We start from the raw sequence: 21543 nt of genomic DNA on the forward strand, positions 1-21543 counted from the left end.
AGCTGCATTTTTAGAACAATTTTATCTTGTTGTAATCCAACTTTCTATTCCATTAGAAAGAATATATGCATAGTGTTCAACCCAGGCATCCGTCTCTTTAGGGGTTACAAATAAAGATGGATTTTTCCCGACAAATACTTCTTCAAATAATTTTCTTTTTTCTTCCGTTGGCCACGTAACCCATTCCCCAAAAATTGGTTGAAGTACAGAGTTGTCAATGTTCGCTTTTTTACTAGATACCATTGGCGTGACAGCTAATGCAGAAGAAGGTCTCCCTTTTTCTTCAACCTTAGAACCAATATAATGAATGACTTGCTCCATTGCGTCAGCGTATAAAACTGGTCCATCTACAACCATCGGAATGCCAATAGCGGTTACAGGAACCCCATATACTTCTTCTGAAATTTCTTTTCGTTGGTTACCTACACCTGATCCTGGATGAATTCCTGTATTCGTTAGTTGAATCGTTTTGCATAGACGTTCGCTATTTCTGGCTGCCAAAGCATCTAACACAATGATTAAATCCGGTTTATAAGCATTACTAATTGCTTCAACAAAATCACTAGTTTCAAAACCGGTTTGTCCAGTTACCCCTGGAGCATACATCACCACTTTTACTCGTTCAGCACTTTCGGTTAGTGAAGAACTTTGTAAATACTCAATTGCCTTTGGACCAATTGCATCAGGTGTTATAGTCGCGTTACCTAATCCTATGATTAATATTTTTGAATCCTTCGTTAGATTTAAATCATGATGCATCTCTTTGAGCTTTTCGATAAATATTTTTTCAATGGGCTTGAAGCTATCCTCACTATCTGGACTCACCGTCAAGTCCGTTAACGTAATATATTTACCTTTCTTTTTCCCTATTTTTTTCTCGCCCTCTTCATTTACTTCGATTGATGTAATAAGTACTGCGCCTTCACGATTTTCATCAAATGTAATACCTTCTGAATTTGTGAGTTTGTTTTTTTCCTCATGTGTACGATGCTTTACCATTTCATCCGATTCATCTAATAAATCAGTTCTTCCCCACATAATATCACCTCTTATTTAGTGTGGTCGAAGTGTCAAGTAAATATTCTTTGCATTTATATATTGCAATTTGTTTTTGTGTTTGTTAAAATAATGCTTGTTGTATTAGAAAGAAATGTATCATCTCAGACCTTACTAGGAGGTGAAAGGTATGCCAAACATTAAATCTGCTATTAAACGTGTTAAGACAAATGAGAGATTAAACACTCAAAACGCAAAAGCAAAATCAGCAATGCGTACTGCTGTGAAAAAAGCTGATACTGCTGCTCTTAATAACGACGAAAACGCAAAAGATCTTATTAAAACTGCTATTCAACAACTTGAAAAAGCAGCTTCAAAAGGTTTAATTCATAAAAACGCAGCTTCTCGTAAGAAGTCTCAATTAATGAAAAAAGCGTAATAAAAAAAAGACTGGCCGATTAAATCGGACAGTCTTTATTTTATGCTTAAAATATTTGGCAGATTAATAAGATTTAATAAAATTTATTTCTGTTATTGTGAAGTTAGTCACCGCCGCCACCACCACAATCACCACCGCTATCACTATTAAAACTAGCGCTACCATTACTAAAACCTACGTTTCCACAATCCCCATTTCCACCACCATAGTAGCTCCATGCGTAGTTGCTTTCAGATACACTTACAGGCTTCTTTTTACCGTAGTGAGATTTCGGCTTCATCTTTGTCATGTCGGATAAAGAAGGTAACATAGCACCGCCTATAAGTGAAAATATGATGAAACCTGCCGTACTAAAATCTGTACCAACTAATATGAACGTTGAAAAGGTAGTCATGACCCCAAGGACGACTAGGAATTTGATTACTTCGAAGCTGAAACCCAATTTGAATAATAAATATAATAGATGGGCTGCTTTAAATAAAACTGTTATAGCTATACCTGTAAAAATCACCATAAATACGATGTTCATAATATCCCTCCTAAACGTAAAATAAATGTAATATTATTACGTTAGAATATTCAAAAAGTTTCAAAATTTGTTCTTTTTTCTACTAACTTTTAGAATATCAGGTCAATCTCGTGTAACTTTTTTTAAAAAAAGTATGTTCAAAACAAACTCATATTTGGGGACAAAAAAGAAACCATTTTTTATAAAAGACTTTGTTCAAAATGGTTTCTTTTTTAATTTAATTTTAATTCGTTCGAACTCAACTATAGATTAGATTATCAGCTTTTTATTTCACTATTGCAGCCATGCGCTTAACAAATATATTTCTCCAAATCAAAGTTGCAATAAGAAGTACAATACCCATCGAAGCTCCTACCATTTGGTCTAATAAAAGTTCACCTGTTCTTAAGTAACGAAAGGTAAAAGCCCCTCCAAATATAACGATTATCGTAATGGCTAATTGAATAAAATATGTATTAATTTTCATAGTCTGATTCTCCTTGTATAACTACTACATGGCTACTTCCACTAATTTAATTTGGTTGATCAGGAATTTTTATTTTTTCTACTTAAGCCAAATACTGTGGAAGAAAAAATAAAAATGGCTGTACATAGCCATATTGTAATTCCATTAAGTTGTCCATCAAAAAGAGTTATATTAGTCAAAATTATTACTTGCATCAAACAAATTGAAGTATACAATACTAAGTTATATCGCAAATGTTTTCCCCTTAACTTTTATACTTATAAGTTACATTTTTAACTAATGAAAAAAACATCCGTTAGTTAAATAAGAAAGTTAAAACATCCCTATACGACTACCGTAGTATAAAAGACCATCATATGGGTCTCCCTCTCCCAAAAAGCAGGCTCTGTTTTAAACCCTTCTTTTTTAACTGTTCAGCCCTTATGTAGGGAAACTGCTCTAATAGAGAATTTTCAATTACCATATGCAGATAAGCATACTGTTCTTTTACGGGATGGGATTGAGCGAATAATTCAAATTCGAACCAACCAAAAATGATCATATCCCCTTCAAAACTTCTTCTGTCTTTCTGAAGTGGTTGAAGTGCATGGTGGACTCCAGGCGTGGAAAGCACGAGCTGTAATCCTCGCAAAAACGTTTCCCAGTAACAAAGATAAAGTTCGCCACTAAGTGTGGCAACGCCCTCATGACCACTATTCTGTTGACCTGAGGAGATTGCAGCCGTGCTGAGCGGAAAACGCCCCTCTGAAGCGGTGATAACATTGTTCGTATTTCAATATATAATATACTTTTATAAAATTGATTCAATGATTAACCTTTTCCGGTAAAGTTCTCTTATTTAAGTAAAAACATTTCTAAAATTCGATCACGGTTAATGTTGAGTGTTTTTAATTGTAAATCTACTGTCGCTAGGTCATTCAGTGTTTGCAATAGTTTTTGTTCATTGTGAAGCATTGGGTGATCTATTAATAACTTTACTCGATATGGATGTACTTTCAGCTGATTAGCAATTTGCTGTGCGTGGTAGCCTTTTTTCTTTAAATGGCTGACTTGGACCATTAATCTAACTTGCGTTGCTATTAATGCATTTAGCTTTAAAGGATCTTCTTTTTGTTTTAATAAATCATGATAAATTTCAATTGCTACACTTTTATTCCCTGAAAGATATGCATTTCCTAATGTAAAAACATCTTGCTCTAATGTCCGGACAAGTAATTTCTTTATAGTTTCTATATCAATCTCTGGCTCTTCTCCAACAAAAGTTGCTATTTTTGTTAACTCTGTCTGCAGATGTACAAGATCAGTTCCACCAAGTTCTATCAGGCAATCAATAGACTCATCAGACATCGTTTTCCCATGTGTTGAAAGCTCTTGTAAAATCCACCCTTTTAAATCATGGACCTGTAAACTAGCTGACTCAATTACATTAGCTGTCTGTTTCATAGCCTTCGTAATTTTCTTGCGTTCATCAAGTTTCTCATATGGCGCTATAAAAATGGTTATCGCTGATGGTGAAGGGGACTTCAGCCACTCTTCTAGACTAACCGTATCATGAGTTATTTTTTCTTTACCTTTTTCTGTTGCCTTTAGAAAGAAAGCATTTTTAGCTATCACCAGTTTTTTATCGGAAAAAAAAGGTATAGTGTCTGCCTCATACATTACCTCATCTACTTTACTTTCCTCCATATCAAAGGTAATAACTTCTAATTCCCCTTGATCACTTAACTGCCTTTTAATTCTTTTTAATGTTTCTTCGATAAAATACGCCTCTATACCGTATAATAAATACACAGAAGAAATGTTGTTATTAGATATTTGCATCCACTTTTCTGAAATCATGTTAAGTGCTCCCTGCTATGTATAGTTAAATTTCATTATATCGTAAATACGTGAATAAATTGTGACATTATATGCCTTACTAGAAAAAGAAAAGTTTGTTTATAGATTTTTCATAGGCAATCCTTTATAATAAGGTGGAAATAGGAGGGGTAACAATGAATGAATTTGAACAAAATGTCCAGTCGAAACGTAACGACGCGATCGACTCTGGTGTAGGTTTTGTAGTCTCCTTTGGTTTTTTTGCAATAATGTTTGTCATTGCAACCGTTATTGAGTTCGTAGCTCGATAAAGTGAAACTTCAATCAGTGGGGTTTTATTATTCCACACTGATTGTTAGTTAAACCATTCGGGCTTTTACGGGCAGTTATTTCCCACTTCTACATTGTGCTTCAGCTAATCCGTGAAGTGGAAGTCATACTGCCCGTTAAAGCGGGATAAAATAAAACTTCAATTAGTGAGATATTCTTCAATCATACTGATTGAAAATTAAAAGGGTTTTGCCTCGTGGAGGTAAAACCCTTTTTTCGTTTAAATGAATCAATTTCATAATGAAGTAATAAGTAGTAAAATCCGAACAAAATTGATTTTCGCTCCAACGCACTTTCATGTTTCGAAGCTAGCGTAGCTATGCAGAAACAAGCGGACGCTTTTGGTGCAGAAAACATTTGCTATTCCCACTGGAGTCGCCGCCTTGCGCTTCAACTTATGGAGTTGTAACAAACATTTCCCCACTTTTATTAATTTCAACTTCAATAGTGCCGTCCGTCCCGGTCTGTAAATACGGAATACTCAATTCTTCTAACCGTTCGACCACTTCTGGATGAGGATGACCATACCGATTCTCAAATCCAGCTTGAATAATAGCAACACTAGGCTGAACCAACGTCAAAAACTGTTCATTGCTAGAGGTTTTACTGCCATGATGACCTACTTTCAATACGTCAATTTGTTTTAGTGCTTGTGTATAATGCTTCACTAAATCTAATTCACCCTGTTCCTCTAAGTCTCCTAAGAATAATCCATGAAAGTTAATATTTCTCATGGAAAGTACAAGTGAATCATTATTCCCTCCATATGTTTCATCCAATGGATATAAGTATTGGAATTGAAAATAATCCGATAAGATTATATCCCCGGCTTTCTTTTCATAGATTGGAATTCGCCGTTTCTCTATTTCTCCCCATAAATCATCCATTACTTCTTTCTCCGCAGATCCAGGAGTAATATGAATTTCCTTTACCTTTACTCCTCTTAGTACCTCTTCTGCACCTTCCATATGATCAGCATCTGCATGCGTAATAATTAGTGTATCGATTGTGTTGATACCTTTTCCTTTTAACAAAGGTAAAACAACCTGCCTGCCGATTTCATAAGGCTCACTTGTTTGCTTCCAAATTTCTTGATCAAACCTAAGTATGCCACCAGTATCAATCATAATCACTTGTTCTCGGTAAGGCATTTCAATAAGTATACAATCACCCTGTCCAACATTTACAAAAGAAATTCTGGTAGAGGGATCCATATAAGGTCCAATCTGAATGATTACTACAACAACTAAAAAAAAGAGAGTGCCTAAAAATAGGTTCTTTTTTCTTTCAAATGAAACAAGCAACAGAACTACACTAAAGTATGCAAGTAGTACCACCCCACCGGCGGGCCTCATCGGATTCCACATCTGATACGGTAATGTACCTAACTTTAAAATGAGAAGATCCAGTAGCCCTCGAACAGGTTCATACACAAGAAATAGAATTTCAGAGAAAAACGGTAATATAAATGTTAGCAGCAGCAACAAAAGATTTAGGGGTAAAATAAGAAACGAAAATAATGGGACAAATACTAAATTCGCGAGAAAAGAAGAAATAGAAATTTCATAAAAATGATAGAGAAGAATAGGATATACGATGAGTTGACAAACAGCAGTTATAATAAATGATTGTAATAAATAGGAATGACTTGATATCAATAAAATCGAGGAATAAATAAGTGAAAATGCGGCTAAATAGGAGAGTTGAAAACCAATTTGAAATATAATCCAAGGTGTTAAAAAGACAAAACCGATAATACCTAGTGAAAAAGCGTCTTCTATTGCTATTTTCCTTTGAAAAAGCATCGAGATTAATACAATCTCAGTTACTGAAACGGATCTCCATACAGAAGGTGCACCTCCAGCAAGCAAAGCATAAAAAGGTAGCGCGATTATTAGCAACCAGTTAGCGGTTTCTCTCCTTACACCTATACGAATCATCATTTCATAGATTAACCAAACGATTAGCGCTACATGAAGACCTGAAATAGCAAATAAATGCGTTATACCGAGTGTCTGATAGGCATTTTGCATATCGGTGGGCATTTGCTCCCTACTCCCTATTAAAAGGGCTTCTGCCTCTGCTTGGAGAGATAATGGAAAGTGCCTCTCTATATGCTGCTTCATCTTAAAACGCTGACCTGCCATAAAGGTTATAAAATCTGTATTCTTTCCAATGAGCTCATACTGAGTAATCTGAAGTTGTCCGACAGAGCCATTGCTTTTTAAATAATTATCCATATCAAATGCATACATATGTGCCTTTGGTCTATTAGAGGTTTCTTCCGAGAGAATATTCATAGTCAATCCTGCAATCGAATGTTCTGTGAATACTTCCTTGTGCTGCTCACTTTCCAGCTTTAATTGAACGTACCACTTATCCTTGTTCTCCGATATAGCAAACCCCCGTAAAGTACTACCATTGATGCGATAAGTGTCGGTCCAAGTAATTTGAGTGACACTTTTCTCTAATGGAGGAACAGGTATCCTGTGCTCCGTATAAAAAAAGCTTCCAATTCCTATGCTTAAAGTAAAGGCTATAAATAATATCGGAAACTGTTTATATAACAGCAGAGACAGAATAGCAAACAGGAAGAAAAGGATAAGGGTAGATTCGTAAGCAGCTATTACACCTACTATCGCCGTTATTGCGATATATATTAAATTTCCATGGAAGTTGTTAATCCAAATAGTTCTGCCACCTTCATTTCATACGGTTCCAGTTCTTCACTACTTGCTCCTTTTTCTCTTAGCTTTGAAATCAGTTCTGCGTACAGAGCAACTTTTTCATCACTAAGGAAATCTATCTTTCTTTCATCGAAAGGCACATGAATAACTTCGACTCCAGCCTTATTTAACAATTCAATGGCATAAGAGTTGTTTTTGTAGTCTTGGGCATAGTAGAGACGACTGATCCCAGATTGAATGATTGACTTGGTGCAAGGAAGACATGGAAAATGAGTTACATACAAGTCAGCACCACTCACTGTAATCCCGTATTTTGCACATTGTAAAAGAGCATTCATCTCTGCGTGTATCGTTCTCACACAATGATTGTCTACGACATAACATCCATGATCAATACAGTGGTCGCCACCTGAAATAGATCCATTATATCCTCCAGCCATTATTCGGCGATCACGAACAATCGTTGCACCTACTGCTAGACGTGTACATGTGCTTCTTAGTGCAAGTAAATGGCTCTGAGCCAAGAAAAATTGATCCCAAGTTATTCTCTCCATATAACTACCCCCAAAATAAACATTTCTTTAAGTGTAGTAGTTTATGCAAGAAACTTCAATAATCCATTTGTTATTTAACTGTTATTAATGGTTCCAGTTTCTCATACGTTTTTTGTCCGATACCCGTCACTTTCATCAAATCCTGGTTATCTTTGAAGGCACCGACCTGCTCGCGATGAGCGATAATTGCCTCTGCTTTAGCTGCTCCAATACCCGGTAGAGTAGACAAAACTGTGGCGTCTGCATTGTTTATATTTACTAACGATGATTGTGAACTACTAATGGATAACGTCGTTTCTTCCTCTTCTTCTTCGCCTTCTTCTGGAACATAAATAACCATTTCATCTTTCACACGCTCTGCATGATTAATGTGTTTAGAGTTACTAGACACCAAATAACCTCCAGCCATTTCAATCGCATTTAACACACGATCTCCTTCGGAAAGTTCATAGACTCCAGGCTTCGTAACAGCACCTTTTACTTCTACGAATACAACAGGGTCCTCTACATATTCAATTGTTTCTTCTTCTGTAAAATTTTTTAATGGGATAGTTTGAATGGAATCGGCTTTGGGGGTTGCCGATTTTAAAAAGGATTGAATACTGATAAACAGTATTATTCCTATTACTACTACTGGGAGTAATAGCTTTTTCTTATATTTCTGGATAAACAGTTGGATCAGATTTATCAACCTCTTTCATAAGAGGTAATTATATGGAGTTAAGAAGACTATACTAAATTTACCTCAAGTTGAAAAGAGATAATTTAAAAGTAATAAAATAATAAAGATAAATAGATATCGAGCTGGTAATCTAGTTGTCCATTAATAATCGACTGCTAATTTCCGTTTCAACGCACTATGTTTCGAAGCTAGAGCAGCGACGCAGAAACAAGCCGAATAGAAGCCCGGTCCTTTAAGGTCTCAAAACCTGTTTCTATCGTTTCCGGAGGGTTTTGGACAGTTTTACTATATGATTTCCGAATTTAATAGACGATTTTATCACAATATTAACTTTGACTACTATTATCATCTAAGCGATAGGCTATGCTAAATCTTATAATTGAGTACTACACATTATATTGATTGTAGCGGAAGGCGGCGACTCCAGCGGGATTAGCTTGAGCTGAAGACCCCGCAGGAGCGCAGCGAACGAGGAGGCTGAAGCCAAGCCCGCGGAAAGCGTCCGCCTGAAGCCAAAATCATAGTGGAATTATTATTTGTTAATTATCAAGAACCCAGTATTCACGGGATATTTTTATATACTTTCTTAATCTTGAACAATGGCTAAGAGCGCCACCTCGGGAGAGAGATGAGTAGTCACTTATTATATTTCGAATAAAAAAAGAGCCTAATCAACGGCTCTTTTTTCTTATTTTACAGCATGGATAAACCATCTATCCACTTCATCTGTAGGCTTTCCAAAAATATCATCACGGACTTTCACGGAATGGAATCCTACTTTTTCTAGAAGATTTTTGAATGTTTCCACCGAATACGTACGTTGATAGTGGGATTCTTCAAATCGTTCATAATAACCGGATTCATCTCGAACAAAAAAAGTAATATCATGATAAATAGAATGTTCTTCTTCCCCTGGCTCAGTATGCCAAAGATAAGCAACTTGCTCATCCTCATACGTAAAGGGTCCATTTGGATAAATTTCATCCATTTTATAAAGAGAATGGACATCAAAAAACAATTGTCCATTTGGATTTAAAGCTGCAAACAAACGTTTAAATGTCTGTTCTACTTCCTGTAATGTCTCTAGATAATTAAGAGAATCTATAGCAATAACTGCTACATCTACTTCATCTACACCTTCAAGATCAGCCATTGATTGACATATAAAAGTGATATCCGTTCCATTTTCAAAGCTTCGATTTTGAGCTACAGTAAGCATAGAATCCGATAAATCTACACCTATTACCTCATATCCTGCTTTTGCAAATTGGATACTAAGAACCCCTGTTCCACAGCCAATATCAACTAATTTTCTGGATGTAGTCAATGGCGCGTTCTGTTGTATCCATTCCGCATATTTGTTATACGGAATGTCGGACATTAATGAATCATAAATATAAGCAAATTGTTCATACGTAGACATTAAGCATCTTGCCCAACCTGAATCATTGGTGCATCTCCCCAAAGTCTCTCTAAATTATAATAAGCACGTTCATCCTTGTGGAATACATGTGCTACAACGTCACCCATATCAACTAAAATCCATCTTGCTTCATCAAAACCTTCTAATCGTTTTACATTAAATCCTGCTTTAAAGGCTTGGTCCTCTAGTTCTTTTGCAATTGCTTGAACCTGACGATCCGAGTTCGCATGGCAGATTAAAAAGTAGTCAGCAAGTAAAGAAACCCCTTGCATATTTAATACTACAATATCCTCTGCTCTTTTATCGTCCGCTGCTTTATAGGCGATTTCTACTAATGAATTTGAAGATGTCATTCTTTCACTGTTCCTCTCTGTTGTATCAAATCATTGTAACAATGAAATGAGTCCGGAAATACCGGTTGTTTTTTTTCTATTAAAAATGAAATACTATGCTTTATACAATTGGTCATTGCATCTTCTAAATCAACCTTTGCTTTTTCGCGTAAAAGATCGACTCCTGAAAATTTCCGACTAGGCTCTATCATATCTGAGACATAAATTATTTTTTCTAATTTGGACATACCAGCTCGACCCGTTGTATGAAACTCGATTGCCCGCAAAATATCCTGATCTGTAATTTGAAACTCTGTCCTTGCAACATAACTACCAACAGGAGCATGCCATAATTCATGATTAAAATCCAATAATAATGGATTCATTTTTTCTGAAACAATTATGGATCTTAGCCACTCTTTATCGGCATACTTTACACTATCATGCAAAATTCCCGCAATCTCTGCTTTATCAAAATCTTCTCCATACATTTTGGCCAATTGTATAGCTGTTTCAGCTACACCTTTTGTATGTATAAATCGTTTTTCAGGCATTCGACTTTTCATCTGCTCCAGCAAATGTTCATGTTTCATATAGCTTCTCCTTTCGGATAAAATCCCGAACAGCATCACTAATAAGAAATCGTGTAGTTTCACCATTTGCAATTCGATTTCGAATTATAGTAGAAGATAAATCGATTTGAGGTATCTCTAATGTTACTATAGGATATGCAGTTTTGAGTAATTTATTTGGTCTTGGAACTCCTACTAAATGCACATTTTGTATAAGTTCATCGATTCTATACCACTCAGGTAAATCCTCCACCTGATCTCCACCGATAATAAAATAAAAATCAGTTTGCGGTTCACGTTTTCTAAGAAGCTCCATCGTATCAAAAGTGTAAGAAGTTCCACCTTGATCGATTTCAATCGTTTCTATTTCCAACATGGGAATCTCTTTTATGGACAATTCCACCATAGTCAGACGTTGTTGAGCTGTGACACTATTTTGAATCACTTTATGAGGAGGGGTAGCATTTGGCATTAAACGCACTTCATCTAATTTCAATGCGTGTAGTACTTCATTTGCAATTATCAAATGACCAATATGCGGCGGGTTAAAAGTTCCACCTAAAATCCCTACTTTTTTTCTCATGCACGACTCGCTTTTGGAAGCTCGATTCGTTTATTATTTTTTGACGGTTTGTACAGTACTACTGTTAAACCAATCAGTTGTACTAGTTCTGACTTTGTTCCTTTTACAAGCGCCTCTGCTACTTCGTGCTTATCGTCTTCACAGTTTTGCAAAATACTGATTTTGATCAATTCTCGAACTTCAAGTGCTTCTCCGATTTGTTTAATCATCGCATCGTTCACTCCACCTTTACCGACTTGAAAAATCGGAGATAGATTGTGTGCTTGACTACGTAAAAATCTTTTTTGTTTACCTGTTAACATAATTTCCTCCTATTTGCTCTATCAATTGTTGGATCATCCCATCTGTATCGGGTATTACTCCATTCCAATATGAAAAGGCCAGTGCTCCCTGATGTACAAGCATTCCTAGACCATTAATTGTTCGAACATTGTATTTCTTCGCTTCCTCTATAAAAGGGGTAACTAAAGGATTATATACGATATCCGCAACAATTGCATTCTCTTTTAATCGATTTAGCTGAATTGGTAACGATGCCTCGCTACTTTTCATGCCGAGTGGTGTCGTTTGAATAATGATATCAAACTTGTTCAAATTATTTTCTGCTTCATCAAGAGTCAATGCCTGTCCTGTCTGTAGTTCATCCACTAATACTATTGCCTTTTCTAACGTTCTATTCGCTATTGTTATTTGTGTAAAACCAAGACGCTCAAAAGCATGAGCTATACCGCGCGCAGCTCCTCCAGCTCCAATCAGCAATATGTTATGCTCAGGTAAAATGTAGCCAAGGGATTCAATAAAACCTAATCCATCGGTATTATACCCGACATACTTATTGTCCAATGTTCTCACTACTGTATTTACTGCTCCAATTCCTTTTGCAGAATCATCCACATCATCAAGAAATGGAATAATCGCCTCTTTAAAAGGAACAGTCACATTCCAGCCACTGCATCCTAGAAGCTTTAACGATTCCACAGCTTGCTCTAATTGATCTTGTTCTACATGTATAGGAATATAACTTGCATCAATATTCAGCTGTTTTAACCATGTATCATGCATATTAGGTGATAAGGAATGAGATATCGGATTTCCTATAACTGCAAACCATTTTTTCAAACCTAAACCCCCTATATTAACGATGGACGAATAGATATTTCTACACCTGCAGGGGCATGCGCAGCTACAATAACTCCGCCACGTTGTACAGTAATCCACCCTAATCCAGAAAATACAATATCTGTTTTGTCATCTTTGATCTTAAATTCATGACGAACTAAAGGAGGCAATAGATCAGCAAACTCTTCACTAGGTGGAGATAATAATTTACCTTTATGCTCTTTATATAAATTATCCGCATTCTCTAATTTTGTGCGGTGAATTGGAATATCATTTGCTATATGACAGGTAAACGCTGCACGGTCACCTTTGATAAAGTCAAAACGAGATAAGCCACCTAAATATAATGTTTGTTCACTATTTAGCTGAAATACTTTCGGCTTAATTTCTTTTTTGGGTGTAATATATTTCAATTCCGACGGATCTAAATAATGCGCCATTTGATGGTGATTTATAATACCAGGTGTATCAAATAATGACTTAGTGTCATCTAATGGAATTTCAATCATATCTAATGTAGTTCCGGGGAAATGTGAAGTAGTAATAATTGCATCTTCTCCAGTTGCTTGTTTAATAATACGGTTAATAAAAGTTGACTTACCAACATTCGTACAACCAACAACATAAACATTTTCGCCTTTTCGATAATGCTCGATTGCTTCCATTGCTTCTGGCATACCTGTACCTTTATGTGCACTAACAAACAATACGTCTATTGGAGACAAGCCTAGTTTTTTAGCTTCCTGTTTCATCCAATTGATGACTTTATTTTTTTTCACTGATTTCGGCAATAAATCAGCCTTATTTGCTATCAATAAAATAGGATTATTGCCTACAAAACGATGCAAACCAGGTAACCAACTACCATTAAAATCAAAGATATCAACTATTTTAACGATCAATCCTTTTTGAGTACCTAAGCTGTTTAAAATTCGAAGAAAATCATCATCTGTCAATGAAACTGGTTGTAATTCATTGTAATTTTTCAATCGGAAACAACGCTGACATATAATATCTTCTTTTTCTAAAGAGGAAACTGGCGCATAACCAGGCTCTCCTACTTTTTCTGTTTGAATTGTTGTACCGCAACCGATACATTTTGGTGCTTCTGTCACGCTTCTTCCTCCCATGTAACTTGTCCTTTTTTGTCCAAGTAACTAAAAATTCTTCGTTCCACCATACGATTAAATTTGGTCACAAATCCATCTGATTTCGCAACCGGAATGACTAAAATCGTATGAAGTTTTTGTCTGTTCCCGCCAAACACATCGGTTAATAACTGGTCACCAATGACTACTACTTCCTCTCGCTTCACCGACATAATACTTAATGCTTGGAGAAATGCTTTTCCAAGTGGCTTACGAGCCTTAAATATGAACGGAATTCCAAGTGGATCTGCAAAGGATTTAACTCGCAGCTCTTTATTGTTTGAAACAATTGTTACCTGAATCCCGGCAGCTTTAATACTTGCAAACCACTCGATCAATTTAGGGGTAGCATCTGGTCGATCCCATTCAACTAATGTGTTATCTAAATCTGTAATAATGGCCTTTATCCCTTTATCTTTTAGCATTTCAGGTGTTATATGAAAGACACTTCTTACAAATTCACTAGGTATAAAATATGAATACAAAGACGAACACTCCAATTCGAGGCTTTTTCTATTTATGATTATAGCATATTTGCTACATTCTCACCCATTCGGACAAATTTACCAGGGTGAACTTTACTTGAGAACTCCACGCTATCTGCTTCGAATAGCATAACAACTGTCGATCCAAAGGAGAAATATCCGACCTCTTCTCCTTTATTCCATATAGTAGAATTATTTGTAAGCTCAATTGAATTTACAAACATGGCACCTACTTTTATATGTATACATTTTTTTTCGTTAGGCATTTCTAATTCTGTTAGCAAACGGTAGTTACCACTTATCGTTTGTTTTCCAAACTGAAGTCCCCATTTATTAACTGGATACGATTTTTCACCAAGACTATATTGACTTAGTACTTTCCCATCTACTGGAGAATGTATTCGGTGATATTCTGCAGGGCTTAAGTATAAAATGATATACTTTCCATTTTGAAAGGACGAGGCTATTTTCTCTGAACCTAGCATATCTTGTAACGTGTAGGTTTTCTGTTTTACATAAAAGAGCCCGTCCCCTGTAATATCCCCAAAGGTCTCTATTGTAGCATCTACCGGGCTAATAATGCTATTGGCTTCCTGATCAATCGGACGGCTTTCCTCTTTAACCTTACGAATAAAAAATTCATGTAAACTTGTGAAATCATTACTTTTTTGTATCGTATCGTGAGTTGATATATTAAAATAATTAATATAAAAGGGAATCATACGTCTACTAACATTAGACTGTGTAAAGCTTCGGATCAGTGACGAAGACCATTTCCCATTGGTTAATTCAATCATGGTTTGGTATAATTTTTCTTTCATTTTTTAGCTCCCTAGGAAAAATTAAACTTACTATTTTTACTTAATCGAAGTATAATGAACAAATATGTTATTTGTAAAGGAGTGATTTGCAATGTTTTTACAAAACGCAATGTATCAAACAGTAAAAAAATTGAAATCACATGCGGCGAATATGGTCACCATTGGCAATCTTGCTTTTGGTGGTGCAGCCATCATGGCAACGATGAATGAAAATTACACGTTTAGTGTATTATTTATATTTATAGCTGGCCTCTTGGACAGATTTGATGGAATTGTAGCAAGAAAATTTCATCTTGAATCCGAATTAGGCAAACAACTAGATTCCATGAGCGATATTATTTCATTCGGGATAGCCCCTGCATTACTGATGTATTCATTAGTATTACAAGAGTTTAGTGTTACTGGAATGATAATAACCGTTATCTATATAGCATGTGGTGCTTTCAGGCTCGCACGATTTAATATTTCTGAACCGAATGGTTTTTTTACAGGTCTACCAATTACTGTAGCTGGTGTGATCTTAACGCTTTCTTATTTTGCGATAGAATATGTACCATCTGTCTCGTACATGTTTTTATTCATTATCCTCGCATTACTTATGATCAGTACATTTACATTAAGAAAAGTTTAATAGGAAAAGCGGCTGCGAAATTGCGGTCGCTTTTTTTCATATTTTGTCAGCTTTCGACATATATTGGTCTAACAACAAGATGGAGGTGAACCTCATTACAGGTCTAATGACTGCCTTTATAAGCATCTTTGTAGATTTCCCTCTCGTTATTGGTTATTTGAAAGGCCAGGCATTTCATCAACCCTTCACTCCGGAAGAAGAAAAAGTCATGATAGATCGTTTTTTAGGCGGAGATTTAACAGCTCGTGACGAACTTATCGAACGAAATATGCGTTTGGTTGCCCATGTTGTAAAAAAGTTTCACCCAAAACATGAATTATTGGATGATTATATCTCCATAGGTACAATTGGTCTGATGAAGGCCGTCAATAGCTATACTCCTACTAAGAAAACTAAACTAGCCACATACGCTGCCAGATGTATTGAAAATGAAATATTGATGTATTTGCGATCATTAAAGAAAGTACAAAAAGACGTTTCCTTACATGAGCCAATTGGTATGGATAAAGATGGTCACTCTTTAGAAATTACAGACCTACTTCCAGGTATCGATAAAAGCACAGATGAACAACTAGTAGAGGAGGAGGATACGAATAGCTTATACCGCCATTTGTCTCAACTCGAAAGCAGGGAACTAGAAATTATCGTCCGAAGATATGGATTACTTGGTCATGAACCGATGACTCAAAAAGATATATCTAAACAATTAAAAATATCTAGAAGTTACGTATCTCGGATTGAAAAACGCGCATTAGTTAAACTGTATCAATCCTATATACATGAAAAAAACTCTTTTGATGTATCAAACACCAAAAGAGCTTAGCTAAGATCAATCTTCACTTGTCTCTGCGATCATGATAAATGCTAAAACTGCTGTTACTAAAACTGACATCGCCATTATAAATAACATTCGATCTCCCCCTCTTACATTGAAAGCGCTTGATGACCTTATCATAGCACATAATAAGAGAATTATTAATATGCGGCAAACTACTCAGTATGGCAAATTAATGACAAACTTATAATTTTTCAATTACATGTAACACTACTTGTGTCGAATGTTTTGCAGCAACCGGTAAAAATTCATCGAAACTGATAGAAGACTCTTTTCCAGCAATATCAGAAAGTGCACGGATTACCACAAAAGGAACTTCAAATTGATGACAAACTTGCGCAACTGCAGCAGCCTCCATTTCACAAGCTTTCATTTGTGGAAAATTAATACGAACCTGTTCAACTTTTGCAGGATCATGCATAAAGATATCCCCCGTTGCAATTAAACCCGTTGCAGCTTGGTGTTCACCAATTTCGGATACAGCATCCTCTGCTAATTTCATTAAGTGCTCGTCTGCTTTAAATGCTGCTGGAAGCTGAGGTACTTGACCGATTTCATAACCAAATGCGGTTACATCTACATCATGATGTCTTACCTCATCTGAAATTACGATAGCCCCTACTTCTAGATTCGGATCATAACCACCTGCTGATCCAGTGTTAATCACATAGTCAGGTTTGTATTCGCTTAATAATATGGAAGTTGTCATTGCCGCATTCACTTTCCCGATTCCACTTTTCAATAAAACAACTTCATGATTTTTGTATGTCCCGCTTGTAAATTCACTATTTGCTATGTTCTGTATTTTAGGATTTTCTATTTCATTTCTCAGAAGCTCTACTTCTTCTTCCATTGCACCTATAACTGCTATTTTCATTGTTAGTTGCCCCTCTCTAAAATGCACTTCTTTAAAAATAAGGAAAAAAGCTTCTTAAGTCAAGAAGCTTTTCTTTTTGCAAATATATTCGGGTCACTATTCTAATGTTTTAAGTTTTTCTTTTTTAGTTGGTTTCCATCCTTCACCATCAATCCATTCTATGGATATGCGATAAATTTCACTGCCATCCTTTGAAGTAACGGTTCCTATCGATTTTTGAGGGCTTCCACCATTACCTAAAAATTTTACATACATATTGGACGTATCTAAATTAGCAGCATAGGCTAATGCTTTAACTTTTTCATCCCAGTCTACAGAATTACTATCATAGCTAGAAACGTGATTACCGGATTGCTCTGTTCCTATTGGCGCCCATCCAGAATCTATAACCACTGATTCAACATTATTATCGTTTGATGGCTCAGTAGTAACAGTACCAGCTTCATTTTCTTCTGTATCAGTACTTTCATTCTCTTCTGTTTCTGAAGTTGTCTCTTCATTTGACGAAGTAGAATCTATGGATTCCGTGCTATTGCCCACTACTTCTTCAGATTCCTGTTCTTTCTCTTGCTCTGTCGATTCATTTTCAGTATTTTCTTCTTGTTCACTGTTTGTGGTAGATGTATTAGCACTCTCTTTCTCGTCGTCACCTGTAACAATATTTACTGTCACTATAATTATTAGGAGAATTACTATTCCTATAAGGATATTTAGAATATTATTCTTTTTTCTCTTGTGATTTCGTTGATCTAACCGCGTGTCAAATTTCGAATTTTTTTCTGGCATGTAATTCCTCCTTCTATATAAGAGAATATACTACAAATAGACGATATTAATAGGGTTATGTTTCAACATACTCAAAAATAGGACAATTGATCTTTATGATTTATTTTATCAAGACTATTTTCTCTGTACTACAAGACCTCTTGTTTAGGTAAAAGATTCTATTTTCGAAAAGTGAAAGCGTCCTTTCTAAGTCAAAACCTGTTTCTAACGTTTTTAAAGGACTTTGGACGGACGTTTTGCTATATGACTACCGAGGAATTTTTTTAGGTAATCTTATGGCATTTGTCTATCCGGCGCCCTCCTGCAGCTCTTAGAAACAAGTAAGTGCGTTTCTGGATAACTAGAGATAAGATACTTACATATTGATAGAGCAAGCTCACGAAGATGCAATTTCGTGAGCTATTTCGCCTCTTTATTTAGTAACTACTTATTATCTCTCTTAATTTTCATTAGTAAAAAAGGAAATCTACTTTCTTCATCCTTCTTTCAGAAAACATCCCTAATACAACAGATGGTTATATCGTTATATTAACTTTGAAAATTCTTACCATCTTAGCGATATGCTATGCTATAACTTATAGCCTGCGTACTACTCACTTAATTGATTGTAGTGAAAGGTAGCGAATCCAGCGGGAAAAGCGTTAGGCGAAGACCCCACAGCGAACTATAGTAGGAAGGCTAAGAACGCCACCTCGTGTGGCAACGCCTTCATGACCAACATCCTATTGGCCTGAGGCTAAGGCAACGCCCACGGAAAGCGTCCACCTGTTTCTGCATCGCTATGCTAGCTTCGAAACATGAAAGTGGGTTGTAACGGAAATCAGTAGTATTATTCATTCTTCTAAGCCCCATGAACCCAGTATACACGGTGCATTTCATATATTTTCTTCTCAAAAAAAGAGGTAAACGGTTTCGTTTACCTCTTCATTTTATGATATGGTTTTTATTTCTACGTCCATTTCTCCGCCAGGAGTAAGGATTTTCACTCGATCTCCTGTAGACTTGCCAATTAAACCTTTAGCAATTGGAGAATCATTTGATATTAGGCCCTCGATTGGATCAGCTTCTGCAGAACCTACAATAGTGTAAGTTTCTTCATCGCCATCTGGAATCTCCACAAATGTTACAGTTTTACCAAGCGTAACAATATCGTTGTTTCCTTCTTCTTCGATGATTACTGCATTGCGAATCATTGACTCAAGAGTTGAGATTCGACCCTCTACAAACGCTTGATCTTCTTTAGCTGAATCATATTCAGAGTTCTCTGATAGATCGCCAAAACTTCTAGCAATTTTAATACGTTCTACTACCTCTTTACGTTTCACCGTTATTAAATGCGTTAATTCATCTTGTAATTTTTGTTTACCAGCAACGGTCATTGGATATTGTTTCTCTGTTGACACTCCCATACACTCCTTTAAATACACACTTAAAACTCTATCATGTATTATTCATATGCATCTAATCACAATGTTATGAATTTCATGAAATTATTGTCAATCTCAATCATCATATTATACAATAACATCCGTTTCAAGAATAGTTTTTATTTTTGTTACCATTAAATCGATAGCCACTTCATTTTGGCCACCTTCTGGAATGATTACGTCAGCATACTTTTTAGTTGGCTCGATGAATTGATTGTGCATTGGTCGAACTACATTGAGGTACTGATCCACAACTGAGTCTACTGTACGTCCTCTTTCGTTAATATCACGTAATATACGACGAATAATACGTAAATCTGCATCTGTATCCACAAATAATTTGATATTCATCATATTTCGAAGGCGCTCATCTTCTAATACTAGTATACCTTCTAAAATAATTACGTCTTTAGGCTCTATTTTAATCGTTTCCGAAGAGCGAGTATGTTTTGCATAATCGTATACTGGCTTTTCAATTGCCTTATTGTCTAACAAATTGTGAATATGTTCAAGTAATAAGTCATTATCAAAGGCTAGAGGATGATCATAATTTGTATCAAGTCTTTCCTCAAATTTTAAATGACTTTGATCTTTATAATAAAAGTCTTGTTGTATTACTACTACTGAATGGTTCTTAAATACTTCACTTATTGCGTTAGTTACACTCGTTTTACCCGATCCTGATCCACCTGTGATCCCAATGATAAGAGGAGTTTTCTTAGTCATTATTTCATCCCTTTTCTCATCATATTATTTGGATATAATTTTGTTAGACATTTAAATTGGACAACTTGTAAAGGATGTCTAGCCGCATCCAACACCTGTCCTTTTTCGTCTGTAATTTCATTTATAACCATCTCAACGTTTTCTATTTCTGGGCCAAAAAACTCTACTTTGTCTCCTGGCTTAAAATAATTACGTTGTTGCAGTGTAACTATTTGTGTTTCTTCGTTATACTCTAACACAAGTCCCACAAAATCAAACCCTAATTTTTTATCATGTACCCCGTACATTTGTTGTTCAAAACCAGGTTCATCCACAAAAAAAGCTGTATCTGCTTCACGATTTGCACATTTTTCTAGTTCTGCTACCCAGCTCGGTTGCATTTGAAAGTTTTCAGGATCGTCACAATATGCATCAATTACTTTACGATAAACACTAACAACAGTAGCAATATAGTGAATTGACTTCATACGACCTTCCACTTTTAAAGAATCTATCCCTAATTCGATTAAACGCGGTATCGATTCCAATAATTTTAAATCTTTCGGACTCATGGCAAATGGAACATCATCTCCAGTGAATAACGCCTGTTCTTCTGTGTCTGTCTGTTCATATAAATCATAATCCCAACGACACGATTGACAGCATCCGCCCCTATTCGAATCACGGGCAGTCATATGATTGGAAAGTGTACATCTACCACTGTAAGCAATACACATTGCACCGTGCACAAACGTTTCAATATCAATATCAACTTTCTCTTTCATCAGTTGAATTTCGTCTCCACTTGTTTCACGAGCAAGTACAACTCGATCAAGCCCTTCTTCTTTCCAATACTGCACAGCTTTCCAATTGGACAAGGATTGTTGTGTGCTTAAGTGAAGCTCTAGTTTGGGAGCTACGGTCCGACACGTCTCAATTATTAATGGATCTGCAACAATAATACCAGTGACTCCGGTGGATTCAACTGCTTGTAGGTATTCTTCTAATCCATCCATATTTTCATTATGGGCAAATATATTAGTGGTTACGTACACTTTAGCACCGTACCGATTAGCAAATTCTACTCCTTCACGCATTTCATCTATTGAAAAGTTTCCCGCATTAGATCGAAGTCCAAATTCTCGTCCACCTATAAATACAGCATCGGCACCATAATGCACAGCAATTTTTAACTTTTCTAAACTTCCAGCAGGCGCTAATAATTCAGGTTTTTTCGTAATAACACGTTTACCATCAATTAGCTCACTTATTTTATCTATTTTTGTATTACTCAAATA

General features: G+C 35.9%; 26 protein-coding genes. 4 read left to right on the forward strand and 22 right to left on the reverse strand.

Annotated elements, in window-relative coordinates; genetic code table 11:
* Positions 1–21 precede the first annotated feature (21 nt).
* Complete coding sequence (gene gpr / locus KD050_RS02370) at positions 22–1038, reverse strand: GPR endopeptidase (protein ID WP_211894678.1); 1017 nt, start codon at positions 1036–1038, stop codon at positions 22–24.
* A 148-nt stretch (positions 1039–1186) separates the two neighbouring features.
* On the opposite strand from gpr, the gene rpsT reads away from it, so the two are divergent.
* Complete coding sequence (gene rpsT, locus KD050_RS02375) at positions 1187–1435, forward strand: 30S ribosomal protein S20 (protein WP_090563860.1); 249 nt, start codon at positions 1187–1189, stop codon at positions 1433–1435.
* Positions 1436–1538: 103 nt separating this feature from the next.
* Here rpsT and KD050_RS02380 read toward each other — a convergent pair whose 3' ends face one another.
* The 4 genes from KD050_RS02380 to holA form a co-directional block, all read right to left on the reverse strand.
* Positions 1539–1964, reverse strand: a complete 426-nt coding sequence (locus KD050_RS02380; RefSeq protein WP_211894679.1) for a hypothetical protein — start codon at positions 1962–1964, stop codon at positions 1539–1541.
* Between the two features lie 265 nt (positions 1965–2229).
* Positions 2230–2430 carry a hypothetical protein gene (locus KD050_RS02385; protein ID WP_211894680.1) on the reverse strand — a complete coding sequence of 67 codons (201 nt, stop codon included), beginning with the start codon at positions 2428–2430 and terminating at the stop codon, positions 2230–2232.
* A gap of 352 nt (positions 2431–2782) precedes the next feature.
* A complete protein-coding gene (locus KD050_RS02390; RefSeq protein WP_211896179.1) occupies positions 2783–2971 on the reverse strand; it encodes a DUF4269 domain-containing protein in 189 nt (62 codons plus the stop codon).
* A gap of 293 nt (positions 2972–3264) precedes the next feature.
* Positions 3265–4269 (reverse strand): DNA polymerase III subunit delta, encoded by a 1005-nt coding sequence (gene holA / locus KD050_RS02395; protein WP_211894681.1) that lies wholly within the window; start codon positions 4267–4269, stop codon positions 3265–3267.
* A 155-nt stretch (positions 4270–4424) separates the two neighbouring features.
* Between holA and KD050_RS02400 the strand changes: the two genes are divergently transcribed.
* Positions 4425–4559, forward strand: coding sequence for a YqzM family protein (locus tag KD050_RS02400; RefSeq protein ID WP_090563866.1), 135 nt, complete (start codon positions 4425–4427; stop codon positions 4557–4559).
* 414 nt (positions 4560–4973) lie between these two features.
* Here KD050_RS02400 and KD050_RS02405 read toward each other — a convergent pair whose 3' ends face one another.
* The 12 genes from KD050_RS02405 to KD050_RS02460 form a co-directional block, all read right to left on the reverse strand.
* The gene (locus KD050_RS02405) at positions 4974–7160 is read right to left on the reverse strand and encodes a DNA internalization-related competence protein ComEC/Rec2 (RefSeq protein ID WP_370627217.1); all 2187 of its coding nucleotides are present in this window, start codon (positions 7158–7160) and stop codon (positions 4974–4976) included.
* 77 nt (positions 7161–7237) lie between these two features.
* Complete coding sequence (locus KD050_RS02410) at positions 7238–7819, reverse strand: ComE operon protein 2 (protein ID WP_211894682.1); 582 nt, start codon at positions 7817–7819, stop codon at positions 7238–7240.
* Positions 7820–7889: 70 nt separating this feature from the next.
* A complete protein-coding gene (locus KD050_RS02415) occupies positions 7890–8510 on the reverse strand; it encodes a helix-hairpin-helix domain-containing protein (RefSeq protein WP_211894683.1) in 621 nt (206 codons plus the stop codon).
* A 679-nt stretch (positions 8511–9189) separates the two neighbouring features.
* Positions 9190–9924 carry a class I SAM-dependent DNA methyltransferase gene (locus KD050_RS02420; protein WP_211894684.1) on the reverse strand — a complete coding sequence of 245 codons (735 nt, stop codon included), beginning with the start codon at positions 9922–9924 and terminating at the stop codon, positions 9190–9192.
* A complete protein-coding gene (rsfS, locus tag KD050_RS02425; RefSeq protein ID WP_211894685.1) occupies positions 9924–10277 on the reverse strand; it encodes a ribosome silencing factor in 354 nt (117 codons plus the stop codon). The genes KD050_RS02420 and rsfS overlap by 1 nt, the downstream gene beginning before the upstream one ends.
* Positions 10274–10849: a bis(5'-nucleosyl)-tetraphosphatase (symmetrical) YqeK gene (yqeK, locus tag KD050_RS02430; RefSeq protein ID WP_211894686.1), complete on the reverse strand. Its 576-nt coding sequence runs from the start codon at positions 10847–10849 to the stop codon at positions 10274–10276. The genes rsfS and yqeK overlap by 4 nt, the downstream gene beginning before the upstream one ends.
* On the reverse strand, positions 10839–11411 hold the full coding sequence (locus tag KD050_RS02435) for a nicotinate-nucleotide adenylyltransferase (RefSeq protein WP_211894687.1): 573 nt from the start codon (positions 11409–11411) through the stop codon (positions 10839–10841). Before KD050_RS02435 ends, yqeK begins: the two co-directional genes overlap by 11 nt.
* Complete coding sequence (gene yhbY / locus KD050_RS02440) at positions 11408–11713, reverse strand: ribosome assembly RNA-binding protein YhbY (RefSeq protein ID WP_211894688.1); 306 nt, start codon at positions 11711–11713, stop codon at positions 11408–11410. Before yhbY ends, KD050_RS02435 begins: the two co-directional genes overlap by 4 nt.
* Positions 11700–12530 carry a shikimate dehydrogenase gene (aroE, locus tag KD050_RS02445; RefSeq protein ID WP_211894689.1) on the reverse strand — a complete coding sequence of 277 codons (831 nt, stop codon included), beginning with the start codon at positions 12528–12530 and terminating at the stop codon, positions 11700–11702. Before aroE ends, yhbY begins: the two co-directional genes overlap by 14 nt.
* An 11-nt stretch (positions 12531–12541) precedes the next feature.
* The gene (yqeH, locus tag KD050_RS02450) at positions 12542–13645 is read right to left on the reverse strand and encodes a ribosome biogenesis GTPase YqeH (RefSeq protein ID WP_211894690.1); all 1104 of its coding nucleotides are present in this window, start codon (positions 13643–13645) and stop codon (positions 12542–12544) included.
* Positions 13642–14163 carry a YqeG family HAD IIIA-type phosphatase gene (locus KD050_RS02455; protein ID WP_211894691.1) on the reverse strand — a complete coding sequence of 174 codons (522 nt, stop codon included), beginning with the start codon at positions 14161–14163 and terminating at the stop codon, positions 13642–13644. Before KD050_RS02455 ends, yqeH begins: the two co-directional genes overlap by 4 nt.
* Before the next feature lie 38 nt (positions 14164–14201).
* Positions 14202–14984 (reverse strand): phosphatidylserine decarboxylase, encoded by a 783-nt coding sequence (locus KD050_RS02460; protein ID WP_211894692.1) that lies wholly within the window; start codon positions 14982–14984, stop codon positions 14202–14204.
* Positions 14985–15075: 91 nt separating this feature from the next.
* On the opposite strand from KD050_RS02460, the gene pssA reads away from it, so the two are divergent.
* The gene (gene pssA / locus KD050_RS02465; protein ID WP_211894693.1) at positions 15076–15615 is read left to right on the forward strand and encodes a CDP-diacylglycerol--serine O-phosphatidyltransferase; all 540 of its coding nucleotides are present in this window, start codon (positions 15076–15078) and stop codon (positions 15613–15615) included.
* Between the two features lie 94 nt (positions 15616–15709).
* The gene (gene sigK / locus KD050_RS02470; protein ID WP_211896181.1) at positions 15710–16438 is read left to right on the forward strand and encodes an RNA polymerase sporulation sigma factor SigK; all 729 of its coding nucleotides are present in this window, start codon (positions 15710–15712) and stop codon (positions 16436–16438) included.
* A gap of 196 nt (positions 16439–16634) precedes the next feature.
* Here sigK and mtnN read toward each other — a convergent pair whose 3' ends face one another.
* The 5 genes from mtnN to KD050_RS02495 form a co-directional block, all read right to left on the reverse strand.
* A complete protein-coding gene (gene mtnN / locus KD050_RS02475; RefSeq protein ID WP_211894694.1) occupies positions 16635–17327 on the reverse strand; it encodes a 5'-methylthioadenosine/S-adenosylhomocysteine nucleosidase in 693 nt (230 codons plus the stop codon).
* Positions 17328–17423: 96 nt separating this feature from the next.
* The gene (locus tag KD050_RS02480; RefSeq protein ID WP_211894695.1) at positions 17424–18113 is read right to left on the reverse strand and encodes a YrrS family protein; all 690 of its coding nucleotides are present in this window, start codon (positions 18111–18113) and stop codon (positions 17424–17426) included.
* A 929-nt stretch (positions 18114–19042) separates the two neighbouring features.
* Positions 19043–19516, reverse strand: coding sequence for a transcription elongation factor GreA (gene greA, locus KD050_RS02485; protein WP_211894696.1), 474 nt, complete (start codon positions 19514–19516; stop codon positions 19043–19045).
* A gap of 111 nt (positions 19517–19627) precedes the next feature.
* Entirely contained in the window at positions 19628–20266 is a 639-nt protein-coding gene (gene udk, locus KD050_RS02490) for a uridine kinase (RefSeq protein ID WP_211894697.1), read from the reverse strand.
* On the reverse strand, positions 20266–21540 hold the full coding sequence (locus tag KD050_RS02495) for a peptidase U32 family protein (RefSeq protein ID WP_211894698.1): 1275 nt from the start codon (positions 21538–21540) through the stop codon (positions 20266–20268). The genes udk and KD050_RS02495 overlap by 1 nt, the downstream gene beginning before the upstream one ends.
* Positions 21541–21543: the final 3 nt, after the last annotated feature.

The organism is Psychrobacillus sp. INOP01, from assembly GCF_018140925.1.
Taxonomy (GTDB): Bacteria; Bacillota; Bacilli; order Bacillales_A; family Planococcaceae; genus Psychrobacillus.